The following is a 2174-nucleotide window of genomic DNA, read 5'->3' on the forward strand; positions in this document are numbered from 1 at the left end:
CCACAGACTGGTCCCTGTTCGAAGAAGGCGACCCCGCCCCAGGAGAACCAGACAGCTGGTCCCGAATCATTAACATGTGGAACAGGAAAGCAGAAGCACTCAACACAGCCCTCAATTCCTACACCAGCATGGGAGAAATCACCGGCCAAGGCTATAAAATCCGTTACCTCAACGACAACACCAAAGCAGCCCACGAACTCACCAGCCTCATCCAGCAAGAACTCTACCGTATGGGCTCTACCGCCCAAGACTGGCACACCGCCCTGACCACTCTACGCTCCCGAGCCCACACCGCTCACACCCAAGCCACCGAAGCCGCTGAGACCATGGCCGATCTAGCCACCAAAATCGCCTGTTACGAAGCCGATCTAGCCACCCTAGAACCCGGGTCTCTCACCCATATAGACGTTCAGCACCAGCTAGACATCTTCCGCCAACGCTACGACGATGCCGCCCAGGTTTTAACTGCCCAACGAGCTATCGTGACCGGTATCGCTAACGAACATCGTGAATACGAGGCTGATCTCAAAGAACGCTACGTGTTGAAAAAGGTTCGTGATCTAGCCTCGGTTGCTCGGGGTAACCTGGGGCTACCGACCGGGTCTTCTCCCTATTCCGGTGGGTATTCAGACGGTACCGGGATTTTCGAGCTTTCTGCGGAAGCGACTCTGGGTCACCCGCCCGTCTCTTACGAGGACCTGGCCACGCTACAGGCTAAGACCGCAGACTCCCCAGAAGCCTTGAGTAAGTATCTGGCTGCTTTGATGCTGCTGAGCCCGGCCGAGTTAGCCGAGTACGCCAGACGCTACCCGGGCATAGCCCGTCTTCCTCTTGAGGTAACCGGTGACGGGGTAGCTAACGCCCAGCTCATCCGACACTGGTGGGACACGGACAATCCCAAGGCTAGCCAGGGATTAGACGATGCTCAAAGAAAAGCAATGATTACTACCATGTCCGGGTTCGTGGGTAATCTGGACGGGATCCCTTACACAGACCGGGACCAGGCCAATCGTGTCCTGTTGGATTATTATCTCAACCACCCAGACTTTGAGAAAAACAGCTTCCTCACCCCAACAGCCAGAGAAACACTGCTACTGATCAAAACACGACTAGAAGATGAAAGAGATGGTGTTCCTCGGGGTCTTATTAATCTGGATCTGTCGAATATGGCCCCGGGCTCTCGTCCAGGAGCAGGCTTCCGGGATGTCCCTTACGATACCGAGTCTTCTGATGATGTGTTGACCTCGCTAGCGTTCGGGGATCTGGATCAGGCTGAGGCAGTGACTGTTTTCAACCCGGGTATGCTCAACTATCCTCTCACCAGTCTGGACCCTACTAACGGGGACATGGCCGGCATGGGACAAGACATGTACAGAGACCAACAAGAAGCATATAAACATAAAAATACTGGTCAGGACACTAGTCATGCGGTGTTGATTAATCTTAACTATGTCACCCCGCAAAGCGGGGACGTGCTGGCCATGGGCGATGCTAAGCGGGCGGCCCAGCGTAATGCTAACCAGGTAGATGCTTTGAACGTTCTTGGGGATAACAGGCGTGAGGTTTACCTGTGGAGTCATTCTTACGGGTCGACCACGACCGGAGAAACCATTAAGGAAGTCGGTACCCCGGTATCAGCGATCTATAACGTCGGTTCTGCCGGTTATGATGATCACGTACCTCTGGGTAATTCCTCGCTCGCTCATGATGCTGCTGATCTTGAGCACCTCGCCAAAGATGACCAGGGCAGGCCACAAATGTACTCGACTCTCGCTGATGCGGATAAGATAGCCAGGATCGGGCAGAAGACTAGCGGGCGTGTGGATCCACGGGATTTTTATAATAGTTTTGAGGTTTCATCTGAGGAATCTGCTGATGGGCAGTATTCGGCTGTGGAAGGGCATCCGGTCCACCCTCAGGAAGGGGTCGGTTATAACAGTCCGGGATCGAATTCTTATCGTAGCGGTATTTTGATTACTACCGGTCAGGCTGAGCAGATCCCGGATACAGAGATCCGCTACCGGGAAGGGCTAAGCGATCAGCAGAAAGAGATGAAGAAGCGAGAGGAAGACATGAGACATTATCGGTCTTACTAGCCAGGGGATTTTCATCAATATTACTGGTCGAAACCTCAGGAAATGGGTATGTGATGGCTAGAAAGCTTTCTGTTTATC

1 protein-coding gene is annotated in these 2174 nt (G+C 53.3%); it reads left to right on the forward strand.

Annotation, left to right across the window (positions count from 1 at the left end; translation table 11 throughout):
- On the forward strand, window positions 1-2096 hold a 2096-nt coding region (locus ACS1BR_RS09245; protein WP_463561679.1), incomplete at its 5' end, for an alpha/beta hydrolase.
- Window positions 2097-2174 lie beyond the last annotated feature (78 nt).

The sequence above is a fragment of the Rothia sp. 18CD1-1 genome, assembly GCF_055285355.1.